Genomic DNA, 16,932 nt, shown 5'->3' on the forward strand with positions numbered 1-16,932 from the left:
AATGCGTAAGCACTGGTAGTGGCTAGTAAGATTTTCTGAGCAGTCAGCGCTGCAAATGGTTGCCCATGGGTTAAGCTGACTGCATAGATCGATTATTTATTAGACGACACTCCGATGAAACACTTCACGTAGCTCAAAGCTGGTATGGACTTGGCTTACGCCTTCAATTCGATTTAATCGGTGCAACAAGAACTCCTCATAGTGCGCCATATCTCGAACCATGACTTTAATTAGATAGTCCTCGGTGCGACCGGTAACAATACTACAGCTGACAACCTCCTCAAAGCTTTTGATCTTTTCTTCAAATTGCTCAAATCTTTCTGCCGTATGCCTATCCATACTGACGGCAATAAACACTGCCAACTGATAGCCGAGCTTCTGCGGGTCGGTAGTGGTATGGTAGCCGGTGATAATGCCTGCCTGTTCAAGCTGCTTGATGCGCCGAGCACAAGGGGTAGCAGATAAGTTGACCCGTTCTGCAATATCGGTGATACTCATTCGCGCGTCCGTTTGTAGTAAGGCAAGAATTTTTCTATCTATAGCATCGATGGCTTGGTGATTAATTTTATCATTCATGGTTAAGTCTTAAATTTAGGGTAATACACTAATTATAGCGATAATTTAGTGAAAATACGCTAATAAATCTCAATTAATAGTATTTATTGCCGGTTTTCGCTAATAGCACTTTGCTATAATATGCTTATCAATCGGGCTAAATGCCTATCCATCTGTCGTGAATAATAGCAAGGATCGAATCATGGGATCACCAATCACCGCTCAGCCAAAAATCACACCAAAAAACGCAGCATTTGATTTTCGTAAATACCGTCCTTTTGCCTTTGCGCCTAAGCTTACAGATAGAACATGGCCAGATAAGGTAATCACCAAAGCACCAATCTGGGCGAGTGTGGATCTGCGTGATGGTAATCAGGCTCTGATTGATCCGATGACCATTGAACAAAAAATGCGCTTCTTTAAGGTATTAGTAGAAGTGGGTTTTAAAGAAATCGAAATCGGCTTTCCGTCGGCGGCTCAAGTCGAGTTTGACTTTACTCGTAAGCTTATAGAAGAGGGTCATGTACCAGAGGATGTCACCCTGCAAGTGTTGGTCCAAGCTCGTGAGCACTTAATTAAGCGTACTTTTGAAGCCTTAAAAGGGGCTAGGCGCGCCATTATTCATGTGTATAATTCGACCAGTCGTGTCCAACGTGACAAAGTCTATGGCAAGACAAAAGAAGAGATTAAACAAATCGCGATTGATGGTGCGACCTTGGTTCAGCAGTATGCCGCGATGTATCCAGAGACAGAGTGGGTCTTTCAATACTCACCTGAGAGCTTTAGCCAGACCGAGACGGACTTCGCTGTAGAAGTTTGCGAAGCAGTGTGTGAGGTTTGGCAGCCGCAGTCGGGTCAAGCTGTTATCCTTAATCTTCCTGCTACTGTAGAAGCCTCTACGCCGAATGTCTTTGCCGATCAGGTTGAGTATTTCTGTCGCCACTTATCTTGCCGTAAGGATATTATTATTAGTTTGCACACCCATAATGACAGGGGCTGCGGTGTAGCGGCAGCAGAGCTAGGTATCATGGCGGGTGCGGATCGTATCGAGGGTACGCTACTGGGTAATGGTGAGCGTACGGGCAATATGGATATCATGGTTACGGCGATGAATCTATTCAGCCAAGGCGTAGATCCTGAGCTAGATTTTAGTAATATGAGTGAGATTGTCCAAGTGGTGAGCGAATGCAACAACTTGCCGCTGCATCCCCGTCATCCTTATGTGGGCGAGCTGGTCTTTACCGCCTTTAGTGGATCGCATCAAGACGCCATCAAAAAGTCCTTGGATTATAACGAGAAAAACACCGATATCACTGATAATCACTGGGATGTTGCTTATCTGCCCATTGATCCGGCACATATTGGTCGTAGTTATCAAGACGTTGTACGTATTAATAGTCAATCAGGTAAAGGTGGTGTCGCTTATATCTTACAGCGTAATTATGGCTTCAATCTACCACGTTGGATGCAGATCGACTTTAGCCGTGTGGTGCAAAGTCAAGCAGAAGCAGCGGCGCGTGAGTTACAAAATGATGAAATCCTTCATACATTCGAGCAGACCTATTTGCAGCAGTCTGACTATGAGCTACTCGACTACAGCGTCAATAATAAAGCTGGTGCCGTGCAGTTTAGTGGTCAAGTAAAAGCACATGGCGAGGTTATTAATATTGAGGGTACGGGCAATGGTCCATTATCATCATTTATTGATGGCTTAGCAAAGTATACTGGTAGTGACTTACATATTATCAATTATGCAGAGCACGCTATTAATCCGCACCATTTGAACTATGATGAGTCTGAGATTGATACTGACCGTGAAAACAAAACTGATGCCAATGCGGCGGCTTATATTCAGTTAAACGTTGATGGTAATGTATTCTCGGGCATTGGCACTTGTACCAGTACGGTCTCGGCCATGCTAAAAGGCGCTTTGTCTGCGTTGGCTCAAGCCCCAACAAGTACTAGCGCTTAGGCTTTAGTCATACTATTAACGCAAGCTCTACTAGCAACAGCTTTAGCAGTAGAAGCTCTATGTATATCAGTATTATTTAAATGTAATTAAATCAAAGCGATACCGCGCTAGGTGTCGCTTTTTTTTGACTTGATAGCTAACCTATCGTCAATGCTAAATACAATAGAGTCTTACAATACGGGACTGGTATAAATTTTTTGGTGTACTACGGGCAAGCTGATAGCGGCGGCAAAAAGTTTATCCCAGTAATGCTATATTATGTTTATAAAGAACTGCCAATAAAGGTTAGGGTATATGAGAAAAATAAATAAGCAATTAATGCGACATTCTGTGTCGTGTTGATGATGATTTTTGTGACATCTTATCTATTTTAGGTTGTAATTTGTAGGTAGAAAGCTTACGCTAAATCGACTGATACTTTGACTTATAAGAGTAAATATGGAACCGACTTCAATTACTGCAGTGACCTTAGCGTCTATATTATCGTCACTTTCAGCAAGTGATGCCCCAGTAAGTAAATCTGTCATTAGTACTCATATTAGTCCTGCTATTGCAGGTCAATGGGAGATTGAACTTGATAATGCAGCAGCATTTTCTGACGCTGCTAGTGCCATGATTGGCGCTACCGAGCCTCAAGCTAGTCTCTCAAGCCTCCGTGATACACAGCCGCTTGAATCTGGCGTTATTGAGCGCGATAAGGTGGCAGCTAATGAGTCTTTATTACAAGCTCAGACATCAACAACAAATTCTGATCTACAAAGTACTGCTCAGAAGGTTTGTCGTGAGCGCTATAATTTTGGAGCAGACAATAATGTCTGGGCTGTTAGTGGCGACGAGTGGACTTATGGTAAGTACTTAGTGACTCATCCAGAGCAGGGGTTGCCGATTATTGCTATCAAGACTATTTATGATAATAATGAGGTGGACTGCTCGGGCAATCAGATCGATCAGACGGGTGAGGCGATTGTTGCTTATCTTAATCATCAAGGCAATCAGATGCAGTGGTGCGCGGATACTGAAGGCGAAGAATGCTTTATGACCTTTCATCGTATCTTACCGTAGGCGTGGCCTATAAAAGACGATATTGGTAGCTACAATAAATCTAGTATAGAGCCATTCACCTTCCTTTGAACAGTCTTCTGTTTGAAAACAGTAGGTTTAATTTCTGGTTGTAGGTGAGTTAGGAATACGTTGATTAGATATACCACGGCTAATACTAGTTTAAAGCGCATAAAAAAGCCCTTTTTTAAATTTAAAAAAGGGCTTTGCTTATTGTGGGATAAGAGTAGTGAATTTAAGCTTTTTCCGTAGAGGGCGGGTTCTCAGATTTTTTGGTAAGCAGCTTATCTTCTAGGTAATGAATGTTTTGTGCCTCGGTGGTAAAGGCTGGATCAGCGAGAATAACGTCGCGATGCAGCGCAATATTGGTCTTGATGCCAGATATAATCAACTCGTCTAAGGCATGAAGCGTCTTTGCCACGGCTTGCTGACGCGTTTGACCATAGCAAATCAGCTTACCAATCAGAGAGTCATAAAATGTCGGAATCTCATAGCCTGGGTAAAGGTGCGAGTCAAAGCGAACTCCAGCTCCGTTGGGCGTAAATAATTGATCGACTGTTCCCGGACAAGGCACAAAGGTAGCCGGATCTTCAGCATTAATCCGGCACTCAATGGCATGACCGTGAGCGACAATTTCGTTCTGACGGTAGGACAGACCATAGCCTGCTGCAATCTTTAGCTGCTCAACCACGACATCGATGCCAGTGATCATCTCAGTGACGGGGTGCTCTACTTGGACTCGAGTGTTCATTTCAATAAAGAAGAACTCTCCATCCTCATACAAAAACTCAAACGTGCCAGCACCGCGATAGTTGATAGCTTCACAAGCCTTGACACAAGCCATTAGCGTAGGCTCGCGAACATCATCAGGAATATCAGGCGCAGGGGCTTCTTCAAGTACCTTTTGATGACGGCGCTGCAATGAGCAATCGCGGTCATAGAGATGGATAGCATTACCATTGCCATCACCAAGTACTTGAACCTCGACATGACGTGGGTTTTTTAGATAACGCTCCATATAGACGGTATCATCACCAAACCAAAGCTCCGCCTCTTGCTTGGCTGCTTGTACCTGACTAATGAGCTGATCAAAATGCTCTACGATACGCATCCCACGGCCACCGCCGCCTGACGCTGCTTTAATCAATAGTGGAAAGCCGATATTGCGTGCTTGCTCTTCAGCATTGTGTAGGTTGACAGTACCTACTGATCCAGGAACGGTAGGAACGCCTGCTTTTTTCATCGCATGAATGGCAGAGACCTTGTTGCCCATCAAGCGAATATGATCAGCATGCGGTCCTACAAAGGTAAGACCTGCCTCTTCTACCTGCTCAGCGAACTCAGCATTCTCTGACAAAAAGCCATATCCTGGATGGATAGCATCAGCGCCAGTAATCTCGGCTGCTGTTAACAAGGTATTGATATTAAGGTAGCTTTGATTAGCATTAGGCTTACCAATACAAACAGCTTCATCGACGAAGCGCAAATGCATTAGATTTTCATCTGCTGTTGAGTAGACGCCTACGGTTTGAATGCCTAGCTGCTTACAGGCCCGAACAATGCGAAGGGCAATCTCCCCTCTATTGGCTATCAGCAGTTTTTTTATCATGCGAACATCCTGTATTAACTTTATCCTAGTAGAATGGTAATTGGGTAATGGAGCATTAGGATAATTTAAGCTTTGTAGCGAATAATAGGTTGACCAAATTGAACAACGTCTGAGTTATCGACCAGTATTTCGTCAATCACCCCGCTTTGGGTTGCTTCAAGAGGGTTCATAATTTTCATCGCTTCAATGATACCTAAGGTATCACCGGCTTGAACTTTTTGGCCGACTTTGACAAAAGGTGGGTCATTGGGACTAGGGGCGCTATAAAACACACCGACCATAGGGGCAATCTCGACGCTGCCAGGATTAGTAGGGCTGGTTTTTACCTCAGGGCCACCAGCCGGTAGGGCACTGGCTTGTGCGGCCATCATCGTCGGTGCAGGCGTGTCGTAATGGCGGGTGAGACTAATGCTCTCCTTGCCACTACTTACCTCAAGGTTGACCAACTCATTTTCTTCCATAAGCGCAATTAGGGTGCGAATTTTTTCAATGTCCATAATTAGGTAGGTGCCTTGTGCCTGATAATGAAAATTACAATAGGAAACAAATCCTAAGCTATTTTATTTGTGGCGTGCGTATTAATTTTAATGCAGATAATTTACTGCGGCGCACGAGTGTAACAAAATATTTATTACGTAGACGTTAATGATACCTATTTTTAGCAAAATGAGCAATCGATGTACAGGTGTACACTTATTATTTTTGTTAATTACTTTGCCTAGCTTAAAAATCTTTTTAAAAATTGCTTTAGGATTGACATTTATAGCAAGTCCACGATAAAAGCAATATAGCGGTACTGGGATGAATTTTTTGCAGTCTCTGTCGGCGCGGCGCGCTTGCAGCAAGCCAAAAAAGTTTATACCAGCTGCGCATCATACTACGATGACTCTAGTTTATTTAGACTCGACTATATTGTAAGGTTAGTTATTAAACAGTGGCGACACAGTGACCCGCTGGCATTAACGGGTATTTTTGAGTACCGCCACCGAGGAGGATTTAAATCACTAATCTCTACCTTGTCTGGATCATTCTAGTCTGCTCCAGCGATTGGTCTATCGAGGGTATAGAGACCGAAGCGCTCATTAATGCGCCGTTGTTGATGACGTAATCTTAAGCTAAGCAGTAGCGCTGATAGAAATAGTCCGGCGACCAATGCCATCCAAAAGCCCTGTGCACCGATATCGGTAAAGCGGACGAGATAAGTCCCTAAGGGCAGTGCCACCAGCCAATAACAAAATAAGGTAATCCACATCGGCACCGTAGTGTCCTGCAATCCGCGTAAGATACCAGCAACATTCACCTGCCAACCATCGAATAGCTGATAGGCAAGGGCAAAGATAAGCAGATGAATCGCTTGGGCTTGTACCACCGGATTGTCAGTAAACAACGCTGCAAGATTGGGACGGAAGAACCAAACCATAACCATCGCTACGATAGCGATAAGTATGGTCCAAATTAGCCCCGTTGCTTGGACATGACGTAGGGCAGTGAAGTTCTTTTCACCGAATCTATTAGACACCATGATGGTTAATGCCATAGCAAGCGACATCGGCACCATAAATAGCTGAGAGGTGACAGCTAAGGCAACTTGGTGTGACGCGACGGCAATCTCACCAAGCGGACTAATAACCAACGAGGCTAAGCTAAAAAGACTGGCTTCAAAGAATATCGAGATACCAATAGGAATGCCTAACTTTAAGAGCTTTTTGATTTGCGCTCGGTTGGGGCTAGCGAAGCTATAGAAAAATCGAGTACTGGCAATGGCCTTTTGGCGAGAATAGTGGGTATAAGTGCCTAGCAATAATACATTAATCCACAGTACCAGTGCGGTAGCAACGCCGCAACCTGCGCCGCCCATCTCGGGCATACCGAATAATCCATGGATGAAGATATAGTTCAGAGGTATGTCGACCAATAGCCCTACTATACTGATAATAGTGACTGGCTCAGGTCTTCCTAGGGCTTCGCAGTAGCTGCGCAGCACTGCATAAGCCGCGATCGCAGGGAAGCCAAAAGACACACCGTGAAGATACAAGCTGGCTTTAGGAATAATATTGGCCGGTACGCCCATTAGCGGTAGTACATTGGGCATTAAATTCACCACAATAAAGCCTATCACACCTAGAACTAAGGCGGCCCAAAGCGACTGCTGAGTAATATGCGGCACGTGATGGGTATTATCCTGCCCGACGGCTTCGCCAATGAGTGGTGTCGTCGCAATCAGAATGCCGGTAGCGAGTAAGAATAAAGGCAGCCAGATACCCGAACCAATAGACACGGCGGCCAAATCAAGTGCTGATACTTGACCGGCCATAATGGCATCGACCACGCCTAAAGCCGCTTGGCTAAATTGGGTAATCAATATGGGCAGTACCAGCACCCAAAGGCGACGACTGTGCTGAGTAAACTGGGTTAGATTAAAATCCGTGAGCATAAATAAACCATTCAAAACGTCGAAAATAACAATAAAACAACCTGCCAATCTATATCTAGAGAGGCAGGTTAAATAGTAACTAAGTGCTAATATCTCCAAGCTATCATTGGGTTAGTCATGCCATTAGAGCGTTTGCGGTAAATCGATAATAACAGCCTGATAACCAATAAGGTCGTTATCTTGATTAAAGGCCTGAACGACGAAGGCATAGTTAGTCGGTGTGTCGGTTATAACTGGTGCAAACTGACTTGTACCATCGGTAAAGACTTGATTGCGCTCGTAGCCATTTGCGCCTGCTTCAGCTTTGTTAACATTAATTTGGCTTACTAACACGCTAGTGGCATTGGCTGGATTGTCCCACGTCAGTCGCGATTGGCTGCCATTGCCTACTATGTCGAGATTAAGCTGACCGCGCTTATAATCTAGAGGATAGGTGACAAAGTTTGAGCGTTTACTTAAGGTATAAGTCACGTCACAGCCCTCATTACCTGAGGATAGCTGCGTACGACCAAGGCCATCTTGGTACTCAAAGCTACCGCTCCAAGGGCTACCAGTAGCAGCTTTATCAAAGCTACCACTGAAGGTCGATGATAGATTAGGCGTTTCAATACCTAAGTCCCTAACGTACTTCACATCCAAAAACTTCAAAGAATCAAGGCTGCCGGATAACTGACCCACGATCGCTTTATCTACTTTGACCGCACCGCCAGTGCCTAGCGTTCGGTTTTCTTGACAAGGCTGCTGCTGATAACTGATTCGGCCGTCGACACTACCTGCGGCATCTTTACTAATATCAAAGTAGATTGCACCGATATCGATATCTGCTGCATCACCATCGTCAAGCTCGACGAAATGACCTGCGTATAGCCCGCCTTTACCACCTTCGGGGGTGATTTTGTCCAAGAATTTATCAAGACTTTCTTCAGATAAGGATACAGACTCTAAGACTTTAGCCATACGTTTTTCTTCTGGCGACAGCTTGGCTTTGATACGCTCATAATCAGCGGTAACTTGCTTGGCAAAATGCTCATACTCTTTTTTTACCTTGTCGCTATCACTGCCACCGCAGGCACTAAGCGCTAAGGTTACGAATACAGCCATTGAGCTTACAGCTAAGACAGAGCGGTTATGATTTAGCATATAAAGTATCCTTTTTATCTTACCATTTGCAGCGACTTAGTAATGGCAGTGGCTTATATAAGCTGCGCGCCTAAGTCGAATGGTAATTGAGTAGAGTATGCTCCAAAGACGATATAAGATGGAGTATAGTTAAGTGATGTGATTGATTTATGAAATAGAGTTATTATTTTTAATTCACTTAGGGGTAATAAGAGCGCCCTTATATTGGCGGCTACTATTATAGCACTGGCCAGTATATTCGGCTAATGCTTCGCTTTAACAGATTACTTATGCGTTATTTTAGCAATAATCTGTTAATTATTAAGGATTGAACAATCAGCTACAGATACTAGCCGTTACCTACCAGTTTAGAACCCTAAGTAGTGATTGTACAGCAGCGGCAGACTATATTAGGTCGGCATCTGCAGCTGCTGTCATAATAGCTTGCCAGTGTCTGGCCTCTAACGGCAGTACTGTCAATTGCTCACAGCCTTTTCGTAGTAGTAAACAATCCTCTAGTGCCGGAATATCTTTGAGTGTGGACAATGGCAGTATGTCAGCAAATGCATACGAAAAAGCCACATCGACGACATACCAGCGCGGCTTGTCTTGCAGGGCTCTAGGGTCGTAATGTCTACTTTCAGGGTGAAATTGGGTCGGATCAGGGTAGCCTGCTCGCGTGACCGTCACCACGCCTGCAACACCTGAGGGCTTAGCGCTCGAGTGATAAAATAGTACCTGATCCCCCACTTGCATATCGTCACGCATAAAGTTGCGGGCGCGGTAGTTTCGCACACCTTCCCACATGTCACTGCCTTTTTGTTGCAAGTCACCAATGCTGAAACACTTTGGGTTGGATTTTATGAGCCAATGTTTATTGGTATTACTGGTAGCTGTTATGGTCATTTTAGCAAAAGCTCCTTAAGTCAAAGCTATTTAATACAGCGCTGGGTTGAATAATGGGGCAGACCCACCATAATATCGCTTAACCGCATAAACTGCGGCTTGTGTCTAATTTCTAGCAATAAATTCTATTACAATCTGCTCCTAGATGAATAGTCAGCGCTTTTCTTTACTGACACTAATCGTTATCCTAATCATATTTTTGAGGTACGCCGTTTTATTATGTTGTTATCTGTTACCTCCATTCCGCTTGCCTTATATATTCATATTCCTTGGTGCGTACGTAAATGCCCTTATTGCGATTTTAACTCTCATGAGCTTAGCACTACTGGGGATCATGCAGCGCTCTACCGTACTTACGTCGATGCGCTATTAGCAGATGCATCGGCTCAAGCCCCATGGCTTCAGGGTCGGCAGATACGCTCGGTGTTTATCGGTGGTGGCACGCCTTCGCTATTACCCATCAATGAGTATCAGCGATTGTTTAACGGACTGCGGATGAGATTGCCATTTGCAGGGGACTGCGAGATAACGATGGAGGCCAATCCTGGTACCTTAGAGTATGCGCCTTTTTCACAATATCTCGATGTCGGTATTAATAGACTGTCTATAGGGGTGCAAAGTTTTGCCGCCGAGCAGCTACATAAGCTTGGTCGTATTCATGACCCCGAACAGGCGAAGACAGCAATCACTCAAGCGCGAAACGCGGGATTTAAGCGGGTTAACGTAGATATTATGCATGGTCTACCTCAGCAGACAAGCTATCAGGCTTTGAATGATATTCAGCAAGCCCACGATGCTGGCGCGACGCACCTATCCTGGTATCAGCTAACCGTCGAGCCTAATACGGTCTTTTATCGTGATACTCCGCTGCTGCCCGATGATGATACATTAGCGGATATTGAAGAGGCAGGACAACAAAAGCTGCTGAGACTTGGTTATCAGCGTTATGAAGTATCCGCCTGGGTCGGGCCGCATGATAAGCCATGTCAACATAATTTGAATTATTGGCAGTTTGGGGATTATTTAGCCATTGGTGCAGGCGCGCACGGTAAAATTAGCTTGGACGCTGCTAAAAATAGTGATTTTATAAGTGGTAAAGTTATAGATGGTCTAGCGACTCAGGATAATAGCAGTCAAATTGCTAGATTCAGTAAATCGCGCTTACCCAAAGACTATCTAGATCAAACCAAATGGCACTCTTGGCAATCTGAATCATTAGTAACTAAAGAAAAGACAGCCAATAACTGGCCTAAAACGGTTGGCTTTGAATATATTGCAAAAGATCAGCTGCCTGCTGAATTTATGCTCAATGCTTTAAGGCTTGATGCTGGGGTCTCTTGGCAGACATTCACGCAGCATACTGGATTAGCGCGACAGGCTATCACTCATCAAGTATCTCGATTAATTGAGCAAGGGCTACTTGCGGATAACCCTGAGCGTCTGGTGACGACTGATAAAGGTCGCCGCTATCTGAACCAAGTCCTATATGCTTTTATCTAATGTTCCGAGCGACAGACCGTCTAAGGTGCTTCTAATTTATAATTACTGGCTTAAAACTACTGTTGATATGAATGGCATTACTTATCATTAAATTTTAGCATTAAAAAAACCCACCAGAAGATGGGTTTTTTTAATGCTAAATCTTTCTAACGATAACCTAACTGACTTAGTTGTCTTTACAATCTCTTAGCTTGGAAAATGACTAGCAGACTTAAAGACAAGCGTAAGTAAGGATAGGCTGTTATCTAATTTAGATTTTGTTTTCAACTTTTTGAGCGCTGTCAGTTACTTTCTCGCCAGCATGCGATACGTCTTGACCTAGGCCTTTGAAAGTGTTGCAACCAGTAAGAACAAACATAGCCGCTAAAGATGCGATGATAACTTTTTTCATAATAACAACCTCTATTTAAGTAAAAATAACCGTTACTTTGGTACTTTATTTAACCAAAGTAAAAGCACTCTTGAAAGGCGCTTGCAATAGCCAAGTAAAATATGAGTAATTATCTGTCTGGCTAAACAATGAGACTATCAAAATTAAGGCAAACAGAAAAAACAACCCTTACAAATGACTAAAGTCCGCGTTCTCATTTGAGTTATCATAGTGAAATGAAAAAAAGATGCCCAGTATCAAAATGTAATTATCGCCATAAAACTGTAACATATTTTTTCAATAGGTCAGTCTTATTGAACCTTGTTCTATGGCACCTGTCTGAAATAACGAGTAAACATTTAGTAAATCATTGAATAAACTGTAAGAGCCATTTATGACCATTCATATCGTATTAGTCCATCCTAAAATTCCTAACAATACTGGTAGTATCATTCGTTTATGTGCGAATACTGGGGCGCAGCTGCACTTAGTTGAGCCATTAGGGTTTGACTTAGAAGATAAAAAGTTACGCCGCGCTGGTCTTGATTACCATGAATATGCGCGAATGAAGGTGCATAAAACTTGGGAGGACGCCAAGCTGGCTTTGCAAGCGGCAGATTGTAGGCGCATGGTTGCTCTAACCACCAAACTTAGTCAGCCTTTTTATGATTATGACTTTATGGCAAGCAGGCAAGCTGATAGTCCGGTTGCTGAACATTTTGCTTTGGTGTTTGGTTCAGAGACAGCTGGCTTGCCTGAGGATATTCGTCAGGATATTGGCGCTGATAACTGGCTGCGACTGCCTATGCTGCCAGAGTCGCGCAGTTTAAACTTGGCCAATAGTGTGTCGATCTGTCTTTATGAAGTGTGGCGACAGCAAGGTTTTTTTGGAGATGAAGGTCAGAGCACTGGCTATGATAACCTAGTGCCTTTTAGTCCAAAGTAAGCAAGTAGTCCAAAATAAGCAGGGTTACAAGCAGTTAGGCGGTTTGGGTAGCCCTGCCAAGCGGTTAACATGCCGCGCTACCAATCCAGTATTGAACAACCCCTGCAAAGTTTGGTTGCTAATGTCGTCATCCGGTAGCGTCTTCATAAGATATTTGATAAGAGGGCGCGTCGCTGGCGGATGATTAAATTCATCGTGAAAGGCGCGTACCTGCATTAAGATACGTAAGTGGAGCGGAGTAAGCTCAACTGCTAGGCTGTCGGCAAGCTGCTGCGCTACCTCTGGAGTCCAAAGGCGATGGTCGCACAAGTGCCCCTCTGCATCGAGCTTAATAGTCACGCCCTCTGCGCTATTAATAGCAGCGGCACTGCTAGTAGCATTTGCAGCTTTAGTCATTGATTGCGTCATAATTCTCTGGTTAATAATAGTTAATTGATAAAATAAAAGTTACTGGTAGTGGTCTAACGCCCTAGTAAAACTCACTAGATAAAGTCCTAGAAACTAGGCGAGAGTCACTACCTTATCAAATGCTAAATTATCTGTTGCTGTAGCAGGCAGGGTTAAGGCTACCCAAGCTTCATCAGTCAATACTTGACAATTTCTACCTGACATATTGAGCAGTTGCTGAGTTTTACTGTCTAACGTTTCGATGTCTGTTTGTAATACATATAACTGTTGAACGTCACGGATCTCACTGTCCGCTATATAAGCGTCAAGCCAGTCTATGTATGCGGCAGACTCACCCAATAGCAATATACTATCAAAAGGTTGCCACAGCATCTCAAGGGCCTTAATCTGTGATTTAATCGTCGCCAAGTTGCCATGGAGTTGGTATAGAGTGCTCATAGATATCACTTAGTGTCAAAAATAAAATAGGGAGGCTATAAGCCAGGCGTTTAAGGTACTAGTCTAATATCAGCGATTAAAACGTCAGAATCTGCTCAAACTCACTACTATCAATGTCGTCAGGAACCATTGTCAGCTGAGCCGCTAGTGCTTCTGGCAACATACCTATTGCCCAGCCACTAAATACATCGTCTGGCAGCCAAGCGGGCGGAATGTCGTACAAGTCTAATGACTTTATCATACCCGCCAAACGCGATTCAGGTTGTATCAAATAGCCAAATACAGGAGCGTCTAAGTAGAGCTGGATGGTGTTGCCAAATGTCGCTAGTGTTAAGGCTAAGGCGCAGCCTTCATAGCTGGCAAGCTCGGTCGGTGTAGTCAGTTTGATCAGTAGTGCCATTTCAGTACCTTTTTATTATGGGCTATTAAATCAAAAGTCGCTTGATATTAATTTTTTTCAGCTCCAATTTTGTGGTTTAAAGTCTTTTGTTTAAAGCCTTTTGTTTAAAGTCTTTTCGCGCTGGGAGGATGGTTTTAGGGTGGGTTAAAACTGTATTACCCGCTCAGCATCGCTCAGCAGCGTCGCCAGCTCGCCAAGCCCAACCAACGAAAATCGTGCGGCAAGATTGCTTAGCTCAAGTCTGCCACACTGTTGACTATCATGAACCTTGATATTACTTGATGGGCTACTCACAGCCTTATTAGCATCATCTTTCTCGCCGTCTTCATGACTTGAGTCATGGAGGTCGTGGTTCTCTAAGCGAGCTTTTAGCTTGTGCCGCCGAGCATTATCTGTATCTGATATACCGCGAGCTAAAGCCGTACTAACACACACTGGTAGGGCCAAATTATATCGTTCAGCTAGGCGTTGCCAGCCATTAGTAATGTCGAGCTGATCGGCTGTCTGCCAGTTAAAGCCATTGGCAGTGCGCGCCCCATCTGCATAAAAAAATACTTTCAATATATGAGCAGTGTCGTCATTCGCCGTTGAGTCACGGTTACTTAGCTCAAGTAAGGCTTGCGCATAGCGTAAGGCATGCTTTGCTAAAGGATGAGATGGGTCACGAGTAACAAGTAAAAGGATAGCGTTATCCTTAGTTGAGGTCTGGGCAAGCGGCATATTGGACTCACTAAAATGGTTGAGCATAAAGAAGTTATAAAATTGACAATTGTCTATTAATTATCTATGTATAAATGAGTAACTATATAGCTTAGTTAATCGACCGTACTGACTATAGTGATTGACTCTCTATGACTAAAATTCAAGAGTGATAGCTAAATACTACCTATTATGGCAAGTCGGTCGGCATTGCGACAATAAAACTTATAGATAGGGTAAAAACTAAAATCATGCGCTTCGATGCTTCGATATTTATACGCTTCGATTTTTCAATATTTACTGTCGTGATCACTAGATTCAAACATTACTGCCGCGCTCACTCAGTCTAAACATTATTAGTCATGGATAGATATCACTATAAATAATCTGGACGTCATAGTATATATCTAGGCAGACAACTAAACTTTCGTTAATAGAATAAATCGCCGGGGTTAAAAAGGGGTAAATCGTCATGAAACTGCGATAAAACTGCCATGAAACTGTCAACTTCCCTTGCTAGGGTGAGATTATAAGCGCAGTAATGGAATAATAGTATGACAACAGTTACTTATACAACGAGTCACACGGATCATAAAAATGACAGTTCTTTGCCGAATAAATTGCGGCAATTAGCCGATAATAGTCAAGTTAATAAGCTGAGTAGTCAGGCTGTTAAGGCATCAATTGATTCTCAAGAGCAACAAAAGCCATTACATATTGTACTGGTCACTGAGACGTGGACACCCGATGTTAACGGGGTGTCACTCAGTTTAAAGCAGCTGATGTGTCAACTTAATAATATGGGTCACACCATCAGCTTAATCAAGCCTCAAGCCATATTTGGGCAAGACAAAGACAAAGCGCCGAGCCTCTCAAATGACTTTATTGCTAACTTACTCACCGTCAAGGGGATGCCCATCCCTCGCTATCCAGACTTACAGTTTGGTATGCCAGCGTATCATAGCATTAAACGCTACTTGTTAGCGCTGCAGCCAGATATTGTGCACATTGCCACAGAGGGGCCGCTAGGGCTGGCGGCTCTTATTGCGGCCAAAAGCCTTGGTATTAAAGCGACAACTGGCTATCATACTCAATTCCATGATTTTAGTAGACATTTCGGCTTTGGTATAATCGCTCGACCACTGATGGCTTATTTTAAGCGCTTCCATAACTGGTCAGATGCAACGTGTGTGCCCAGTCTTAAGACGCAAAACGATCTGGCGGAGCTTGGGTTTAAGCGATTAGTGCATGTCGGCCGCGGTGTCGATATTGCTAGATTTAATCCGAATAAGCGCTCAGAGGCACTGCGTAAATCATGGGGGGCAGGGCAGCAGCACACGGTGCTGATAATGGTCAGTCGATTGTCTCCTGAAAAGGGGGTAGATATTGTTATTCAGGCTTATAAGTCGCTACAAGTTCAGCAGCTACATCGAGCTAGCAAGTTGGTCATCGTGGGTGATGGTCCAGATAGGGCAAGGCTAGAGACTATGGCCCAAGATAATGAGGATATTGTCTTTGCGGGGGCGCAAATGGGCGAGGCATTGGCTCAGCATTATGCCAGTGGAGACGCTTTTGTCTTTGCTAGTCAAGTTGAGACTTTTGGCAATGTGGTTACTGAAGCAATGGCGAGCGGCTTACCAGTATTTGCATTTGATGACGCCGCGGCTGGTATGTTAGTCGATACGCAGTGTGGCAGTTTAGCAAAGCTTGGCAATATCCAAGAGTTTGTAGAGATAGTTACGGCCATGCCGAAGGTTCAGCAGCTTAAGCGAGCAGGGGTACAAGCCCGGCAAAAAGTACTGGGTATGTCATGGGGCAGACCAGCGCAGCAGATGCAGTCGATGTTCAAGGCGGTTATCGATAATCATTCTTGCAAGGCTGCAACGACAGATTTACTCAAGACCTCAGGTTTTAATCGTGATGGTGTTGTAACCGCAGTGCCTAGTGTAGTCAAAGCCAGTAAGATTGCTTCTAGTAAGTCGCAAGTAAAGACAGGCGCTTTACCTGTTGCTACGCCTGCCTTAGACATTGATAAATTAGACCCTGATAAAACAGACCCTAATAAAATAAATACTGAGAAGACAAACCCTAATAAAATAGTTACGGAAAAATCAGATACTAAAGATCAAAAAGATAACTTAAAAAAAATATCGATATTGATAGGGCAGGCGGCAACGAAAAGTAACCGTCAATACAATGACCAACAACTTATTAATCATTCTACTCATCGCAGTGACCAAGTTCGACCTAGGCTTTCACGCCCGAAGCAAGTCGTCACTCCGATAAGCGCTTATTCGTCGTCCGCTACTTATCCTTTCTGGAGTGAATGTCATGAAGATACCAGTGCTAAAACGGCAATCAGCACAACCAAAGAGCGAAAGGCTTCAGACCCAGAGTTACACTAGGGTAGAGGACACTCGCTTACTAGCCAAATGTAGCTTATCTCGAGCTGGCGTTACCATGCCTTGTCCTCTATATAAGTGCTCCGATAGCACAAGCACACTTATACCCACAGAG

16 protein-coding genes are annotated in these 16,932 nt (G+C 43.9%); 5 read left to right on the plus strand and 11 right to left on the minus strand.

Annotated features, from left to right (window positions below):
• Positions 1 to 99: 99 nt before the first annotated feature.
• Positions 100 to 576 carry an Lrp/AsnC family transcriptional regulator gene (locus tag EGV92_RS08540; RefSeq protein WP_131668842.1) on the minus strand — a complete coding sequence of 159 codons (477 nt, stop codon included), beginning with the start codon at positions 574 to 576 and terminating at the stop codon, positions 100 to 102.
• Positions 577 to 757: 181 nt separating this feature from the next.
• On the opposite strand from EGV92_RS08540, the gene leuA reads away from it, so the two are divergent.
• Together leuA and EGV92_RS08550 are read left to right on the plus strand one after the other, a co-directional pair.
• Complete coding sequence (gene leuA / locus EGV92_RS08545; RefSeq protein ID WP_131668843.1) at positions 758 to 2,527, plus strand: 2-isopropylmalate synthase; 1,770 nt, start codon at positions 758 to 760, stop codon at positions 2,525 to 2,527.
• A gap of 438 nt (positions 2,528 to 2,965) precedes the next feature.
• The gene (locus EGV92_RS08550; protein WP_131668844.1) at positions 2,966 to 3,589 is read left to right on the plus strand and encodes a hypothetical protein; all 624 of its coding nucleotides are present in this window, start codon (positions 2,966 to 2,968) and stop codon (positions 3,587 to 3,589) included.
• A 232-nt stretch (positions 3,590 to 3,821) separates the two neighbouring features.
• On the opposite strand, the gene accC is transcribed toward EGV92_RS08550, so the two are convergent.
• The 5 genes from accC to EGV92_RS08575 all read right to left on the minus strand — a co-directional run bounded on the left by accC (position 3,822) and on the right by EGV92_RS08575 (position 9,654).
• Positions 3,822 to 5,195: an acetyl-CoA carboxylase biotin carboxylase subunit gene (gene accC, locus EGV92_RS08555; protein ID WP_131668845.1), complete on the minus strand. Its 1,374-nt coding sequence runs from the start codon at positions 5,193 to 5,195 to the stop codon at positions 3,822 to 3,824.
• A 65-nt stretch (positions 5,196 to 5,260) separates the two neighbouring features.
• Positions 5,261 to 5,692: an acetyl-CoA carboxylase biotin carboxyl carrier protein gene (gene accB / locus EGV92_RS08560; protein WP_131668846.1), complete on the minus strand. Its 432-nt coding sequence runs from the start codon at positions 5,690 to 5,692 to the stop codon at positions 5,261 to 5,263.
• A 533-nt stretch (positions 5,693 to 6,225) separates the two neighbouring features.
• Positions 6,226 to 7,629: an MATE family efflux transporter gene (locus EGV92_RS08565; RefSeq protein ID WP_131668847.1), complete on the minus strand. Its 1,404-nt coding sequence runs from the start codon at positions 7,627 to 7,629 to the stop codon at positions 6,226 to 6,228.
• A gap of 123 nt (positions 7,630 to 7,752) precedes the next feature.
• The gene (locus EGV92_RS08570) at positions 7,753 to 8,769 is read right to left on the minus strand and encodes a hypothetical protein (protein WP_131668848.1); all 1,017 of its coding nucleotides are present in this window, start codon (positions 8,767 to 8,769) and stop codon (positions 7,753 to 7,755) included.
• Positions 8,770 to 9,153: 384 nt separating this feature from the next.
• Positions 9,154 to 9,654 (minus strand): EVE domain-containing protein, encoded by a 501-nt coding sequence (locus tag EGV92_RS08575; protein ID WP_131668849.1) that lies wholly within the window; start codon positions 9,652 to 9,654, stop codon positions 9,154 to 9,156.
• A gap of 219 nt (positions 9,655 to 9,873) precedes the next feature.
• Between EGV92_RS08575 and hemW the strand changes: the two genes are divergently transcribed.
• Positions 9,874 to 11,154, plus strand: a complete 1,281-nt coding sequence (gene hemW / locus EGV92_RS08580) for a radical SAM family heme chaperone HemW (RefSeq protein ID WP_131668850.1) — start codon at positions 9,874 to 9,876, stop codon at positions 11,152 to 11,154.
• Between the two features lie 250 nt (positions 11,155 to 11,404).
• Here the strand turns inward: hemW and EGV92_RS08585 are convergent, their stop codons facing one another.
• Complete coding sequence (locus tag EGV92_RS08585) at positions 11,405 to 11,545, minus strand: entericidin A/B family lipoprotein (RefSeq protein WP_131668851.1); 141 nt, start codon at positions 11,543 to 11,545, stop codon at positions 11,405 to 11,407.
• A 373-nt stretch (positions 11,546 to 11,918) separates the two neighbouring features.
• Between EGV92_RS08585 and EGV92_RS08590 the strand changes: the two genes are divergently transcribed.
• Positions 11,919 to 12,470, plus strand: coding sequence for a tRNA (cytidine(34)-2'-O)-methyltransferase (locus EGV92_RS08590; protein ID WP_131668852.1), 552 nt, complete (start codon positions 11,919 to 11,921; stop codon positions 12,468 to 12,470).
• Between the two features lie 24 nt (positions 12,471 to 12,494).
• Here the strand turns inward: EGV92_RS08590 and EGV92_RS08595 are convergent, their stop codons facing one another.
• From EGV92_RS08595 to EGV92_RS14210, 4 genes are all read right to left on the minus strand, one after another.
• Positions 12,495 to 12,809, minus strand: a complete 315-nt coding sequence (locus EGV92_RS08595) for a TusE/DsrC/DsvC family sulfur relay protein (protein ID WP_131669075.1) — start codon at positions 12,807 to 12,809, stop codon at positions 12,495 to 12,497.
• 162 nt (positions 12,810 to 12,971) lie between these two features.
• The gene (locus EGV92_RS08600; protein ID WP_131668853.1) at positions 12,972 to 13,316 is read right to left on the minus strand and encodes a hypothetical protein; all 345 of its coding nucleotides are present in this window, start codon (positions 13,314 to 13,316) and stop codon (positions 12,972 to 12,974) included.
• 76 nt (positions 13,317 to 13,392) lie between these two features.
• Positions 13,393 to 13,716, minus strand: coding sequence for a hypothetical protein (locus EGV92_RS08605; protein ID WP_131668854.1), 324 nt, complete (start codon positions 13,714 to 13,716; stop codon positions 13,393 to 13,395).
• A 144-nt stretch (positions 13,717 to 13,860) separates the two neighbouring features.
• A complete protein-coding gene (locus EGV92_RS14210) occupies positions 13,861 to 14,436 on the minus strand; it encodes a DsrE family protein (RefSeq protein ID WP_131668855.1) in 576 nt (191 codons plus the stop codon).
• A gap of 533 nt (positions 14,437 to 14,969) precedes the next feature.
• On the opposite strand from EGV92_RS14210, the gene EGV92_RS08615 reads away from it, so the two are divergent.
• Positions 14,970 to 16,820, plus strand: coding sequence for a glycosyltransferase family 4 protein (locus tag EGV92_RS08615; RefSeq protein ID WP_131668856.1), 1,851 nt, complete (start codon positions 14,970 to 14,972; stop codon positions 16,818 to 16,820).
• The last annotated feature ends 112 nt before the right edge of the window (positions 16,821 to 16,932 follow it).

It is taken from the genome of Psychrobacter pygoscelis, from assembly GCF_004335015.1.
In the GTDB taxonomy this organism is placed as follows: Bacteria; Pseudomonadota; Gammaproteobacteria; order Pseudomonadales; family Moraxellaceae; genus Psychrobacter; species Psychrobacter pygoscelis.

Bases quoted from the DNA above. Each gene is read 5' to 3' on its own strand.
- EGV92_RS08540 (WP_131668842.1), bottom strand. From the start codon at position 576: ATGAATGATAAAATTAATCACCAAGCCATCGATGCTATAGATAGAAAA.
- leuA (WP_131668843.1), top strand. From the start codon at position 758: ATGGGATCACCAATCACCGCTCAGCCAAAAATCACACCAAAAAACGCA.
- EGV92_RS08550 (WP_131668844.1), top strand. From the start codon at position 2,966: ATGGAACCGACTTCAATTACTGCAGTGACCTTAGCGTCTATATTATCG.
- accC (WP_131668845.1), bottom strand. From the start codon at position 5,195: ATGATAAAAAAACTGCTGATAGCCAATAGAGGGGAGATTGCCCTTCGC.
- accB (WP_131668846.1), bottom strand. From the start codon at position 5,692: ATGGACATTGAAAAAATTCGCACCCTAATTGCGCTTATGGAAGAAAAT.
- EGV92_RS08565 (WP_131668847.1), bottom strand. From the start codon at position 7,629: ATGCTCACGGATTTTAATCTAACCCAGTTTACTCAGCACAGTCGTCGC.
- EGV92_RS08570 (WP_131668848.1), bottom strand. From the start codon at position 8,769: ATGCTAAATCATAACCGCTCTGTCTTAGCTGTAAGCTCAATGGCTGTA.
- EGV92_RS08575 (WP_131668849.1), bottom strand. From the start codon at position 9,654: ATGACCATAACAGCTACCAGTAATACCAATAAACATTGGCTCATAAAA.
- hemW (WP_131668850.1), top strand. From the start codon at position 9,874: ATGTTGTTATCTGTTACCTCCATTCCGCTTGCCTTATATATTCATATT.
- EGV92_RS08585 (WP_131668851.1), bottom strand. From the start codon at position 11,545: ATGAAAAAAGTTATCATCGCATCTTTAGCGGCTATGTTTGTTCTTACT.
- EGV92_RS08590 (WP_131668852.1), top strand. From the start codon at position 11,919: ATGACCATTCATATCGTATTAGTCCATCCTAAAATTCCTAACAATACT.
- EGV92_RS08600 (WP_131668853.1), bottom strand. From the start codon at position 13,316: ATGAGCACTCTATACCAACTCCATGGCAACTTGGCGACGATTAAATCA.
- EGV92_RS08605 (WP_131668854.1), bottom strand. From the start codon at position 13,716: ATGGCACTACTGATCAAACTGACTACACCGACCGAGCTTGCCAGCTAT.
- EGV92_RS14210 (WP_131668855.1), bottom strand. From the start codon at position 14,436: ATGCCGCTTGCCCAGACCTCAACTAAGGATAACGCTATCCTTTTACTT.
- EGV92_RS08615 (WP_131668856.1), top strand. From the start codon at position 14,970: ATGACAACAGTTACTTATACAACGAGTCACACGGATCATAAAAATGAC.